At 28.7% G+C, this 4792-nt stretch carries 1 protein-coding gene; it reads right to left on the reverse strand.

Annotated features, from left to right (window positions below; genetic code table 11):
- Window positions 1-4772 (reverse strand): BTA121 domain-containing protein surface lipoprotein (locus U880_RS10020; RefSeq protein WP_038359097.1); only part of this gene is annotated, 4772 nt, incomplete at its 3' end.
- Between the last annotated feature and the right edge of the window lie 20 nt (window positions 4773-4792).

Below are 4792 nucleotides of genomic sequence, written 5' to 3' on the forward strand. Positions count from 1 at the left end.
GCCATGTCTAACCTATCCTGTAATCTACGCTTTACATCCGGCACTTGGATATTCTTAATAATTCCACTAGCCCTATAAAACAAACTTAAATGATGACCCTCTAACATATTGTTCATAATTGCTTTAACTCTATCAACATTTAATTTAGACAATAGATCATAAAACGTATCATTAGTATATGTTTTAGCAGTATCTACTAATGCCTTTCTCAAATACATAGCTGTTTCCTTATGTTCATCAGATAGACTAAATTTATAAAGTAATTCAGTAACTGCCATTCTTGCCCTATCAGTAAAAATCTGCAAAGCAGAAACATGATTATATTTCATTATAAGTTTTGTATAATATTTCAAATCAATATCAATACTTATAAATTGCAACACATCGTCTGCTCTATTTAACAAATCACTGTACATTTTAACAAAAGAGTAAGTATTACAAACTCTTTTTAAGAGTTTTATATAATTTGTATTTTCCTTTTGTAATCTTTGTATAAATTGCTCTTTATTTGCTCCAGAATAATTCTCCAAAACTTTCTCTATTTCTATTGTCGCATTTAACATTTTTACAATCCCTAACAAAATTGCTTTAAGTCTATCAATATTTCCTATCTGTAATATAAAAATATAAAAGTTATATTTTGTATGGGTCACAAACTCAAGATTACTTTGATTAAATATTGTTATAACACTTTCAAGAAAAGCCAAAGCATTTTTCTCATCAATATTTAACCGTTCTTCAATACTGATATGATAATTTATAGACTCTACAATATTTCTAAATTGTAATGAATGATCCGCATTGTTTAATAAATTACTTTTCATTTCATCAATAGAAGAAATATTACAAATATTTTTTAAATGCTTCATATACTTTGTTTTTATAACTTGGAACCTTTGTTCAAGAACATCTTTCTCTATCCTAGTATACTTTTGAAGAGCATCCTCTGCTAATTTTTTTTCCTTTAATGTTCTTACAATGCCTGACAAAACTAGCTTGAGTTTACTAATATCATCCTCGTATAGCGTAAGGAAACTATAATTTCGTTTTGCACTAATTATAATCTCATGGTCATTTGGATCATCAAAACTAGGATTTATTATGGCATATTCAAGAAAAATTAAAGCATTTTGTTCATCTTTATCTAATTGTCCCATAATAATTACAAAATTATGATAACTAAAACCATAAAAGTGAATAGATTCTAAAATAGATTTAAATTGGGATGAATTGTCTGTTTTTCTTAACAAATTATTATACATTTCATTAAAATATAAAGTATTGCAAATGCCCTTCAAATACCTCATATACTCTGCTTCTGCATCTTTGAATCTTTGTTCAAGAATATCTTTCCTTGGATTAGTATACTCTCTAAGAGCATTTTTTGCTTTCTTCTTTGCCTTTAACGTTTCTACAATACCTAACAAAACCAGCTTGAATTTACTAATATCATTATTAGCATCCAGCATCAATAGGTCATAGTTTCTCGTCATTTGAGTTGTAATTTCATGGTCATTCGAGTCATCTGGATTAGCTCTTGTTATACATTTTTCAAGATAACCTAAAGCTTTTTTATCATTATCACCTAGTCGTTCTAAAACACCACTATACAAGGCAATAGACTTTACAATATTTTCAAATTGAAATGAACTATTTGCGTTTCTTAATAAATTATTTTCCATTTCATACAAATAGAAAGTATTACAAACATTTTTTAAATGCTTCTTATATTCTGCTCTTACCTCTTGGAATCTTTGTTCAAGAACATCTTTCCCCACCCCAGTATACTTTTTGAGAGCATCTTTTGCTTTTTTTTTCGACTTTAACGTCTCCACAACACCTAACAACACCAGCTTAAATTTACTAATATCATTATTAGCATCCAACATCAGTGAATTATAGTTTCGCTTCATTTGAATTGTAATTTCATGCTCATGCGAATCATCTGGATTAGATCTTGTTATAGACTTTTCAAGAAAATCTAAAGCTTTTCCATCATCAACATCTAATCCTTCTAAAACACTCTTATACGAAGCGATAGAAATTGCAATACTGCTAAATTGAGATGTATAATTTGAATTGCTCAATAAATTACTTTTCATTTCATCAACAGTAGAAACATTACAAATGTTTTTTAAATGCCTCTTATATTCTGTTTTTATATCTTGTAATCTTTGTTCAAGAATATCTTTCCCTGGTTTAGTATACTCTCTAAGAGCATTTTTTGCTTTCTTCTTTGCCTTTAACGTTTCTACAATACCTAACAGAACCGGCTTAAATTTACTAATATCATTATTAGCATCCAACATCAGTGAATTATAGTTTCGTTTCATTTGAATTGTAATTTCATGCTCATTCAAGCCATCTGAATTAGATCTTGTTATAGACTTTTCAAGAAAATCTAAAGCTTTTCCATCATCAACATTTAATCCTTCTAAAACACTCTTATACGAAGCGATAGAAATTGCAATACTGCTAAATTGAGGTGTATAATTTGAATTGCTCAATAAATTACTTTCCATTTCATCAACAGTAGAAACATTACAAATGTTTTTTAAATGCGTCATATAATCTACTTTTATATCTCGGAATTTTTGTTTAAGAACATCTTTCCCTATTTTAGTATACTCTTTAAAAACATCTTCTACTATTTTTTTCTCATTCAACGTTGCCACAATACCTGACAGCACCAACTTGAGTTTACTAATATCATTTGACTCCAGTATCAGTAAGTTATAATTTCGTTTTGCCTGAATTATAATTTCATGGTCATCCGAATCATCTGGATTAGCTCTTGTTATACATTTTTCAAGAAAATCTAAAGCTTTTTTAGCATTAGCATCTAATCGTTCGAAAACACTCTTATACAAATCGATAGAAATTGCAATATCTTCAAATTGAGATGAATAATCTGATTTTTTCAATAAATTACGTTTTACATTCTCAAAAGTGGAAACATTACAAATGCTTTTTAAATGCTTCATATATTCTGCTTTTACCTCTCGGAATCTTTGTTCAAGAATATCTTTCCCTGGCTCAACATAATTTTTAAGAGCATCTTCTATTCTTTTTTGTGACTTTAATGTTTTTACAACCTTTGATAGAACTCTCTTAAATACATCAATATAAAATTCCTCCAATATAAAATCACTATAGTTTGCGCTCAAATCCATCGTACTTTTATAATCACTTGGGTCATTTGGATTGTATATCATTATAGAATCTTCAACGAAGATTAAAGCATCTCTTTCTTCATCACCTAATTTTTTCATAATACTGCTATAAGAATTTACATCATTTACAATTCCCTCAAATTGTAATACATAATTTTGTGTGGATGATAAATGATCATACATAGAGCAAGTATCACAAATACTTCTTAAGTTGCGTACGTATTCTGCCTTAGTATCTTCTAATTTTGCTAAAAGGATACTTTTTCCTGCTCCAGTATAATCTACAAGAGCTTTTTCTGCCATTTTTTTTGCATTTAATGTTAATACTATATTCAATAAAGCCGATCGAAGTTTATCAACATCATCTATATCAACTATAAAACTCCTATACTTCCTCGTCTTAATTGTAACCTCATGACCATCTGGATTACCCGGAACAAGATTTGTTATAACATCTTCAAGAAAAGCCAAAGCATCTCTCTCTTCATTACTTAATTGTTCTGAGATTTTACTAAAAATATCATAATAACGATATGTTCCATTTACAATACTTTCCCATAGATATGGATCGTATTTCATTTGCATCACATCAAAACAAATAGTATTATCATAAGAGGACATATCACAATTAAAAATACTTTTTAAATATTTTTTATATCTCACTTCTTCAACTTGAAATATCCGTTCGATCATATTTTTCTCTGATCCAGTAACATATTTCTCAATAACTTCTTCTGCGAATTTCCTTGTCCGCAATGTCATTACAACACTCAAGATAGCCTTTTTTATGTTATCAAACGAACCATTATCCGTATCAAATAAAAAATAACTAAAGTTCTGTATTATCCTAAGCGTCATTGCAGGAGAATCTAGGGGTTCTAAATTAGGGTCTATTACAGAATCTTTAAAGAAAATCAAAGCACGTTCTCCTTCCTCACTGAATTTACTGATAATATTAATATACTTACTATTACAAGATGTTACCTCAGTTTCAATACCAATAAAACTGGATGCATTATTTGCATTGCTTAATAAGCTATTCTCCATGTCATAAATAGAATCATGACTACAAATATTTTTTAAATACTTACTATATTCTGTTTCTATATCTTTTAATCTTTGTGTAAGTATGTTTTTGTTAGGTCCACCATACTCTGCAAGAATTCGTTCTACTCCCTCTTTTTTACTTAATGTCTCTACAATACCTGATAGCGCTCTTTCAAGTCTAACAATACTATCTGTATCTAGGAAAAACTTACAAAAATCACAAAAAGTTTGTCTTGTCTTATTTATAATACCAAGATCACCTGGGTTAGTTAAATCAGGAATTGATATAGCAGTTTCAAGAAAAGTTAAGGCAGCACGCATTTTATCGTTATTTAATTTTTCTAACACTTGATCATAAATATCATGATAAGATTTTATATCCTCTACAATAATACTTTTAAACTCTAATCCATATTGTAATGTACCTAATAAATTCTTATACAAATCATCAGACTTAAAAGCATAACAAGCGGTTTTTAAACGTCTCACATATTCTGTTTCCTTGTCTTTTAATCTTTTTATAAGTACATCTTTATCCGGTCCATTATACATTGCAAGAATTCGTTCTACTC

This window comes from Borrelia hispanica CRI, assembly GCF_000500065.1.
GTDB lineage: Bacteria > Spirochaetota > Spirochaetia > Borreliales > Borreliaceae > Borrelia > Borrelia hispanica.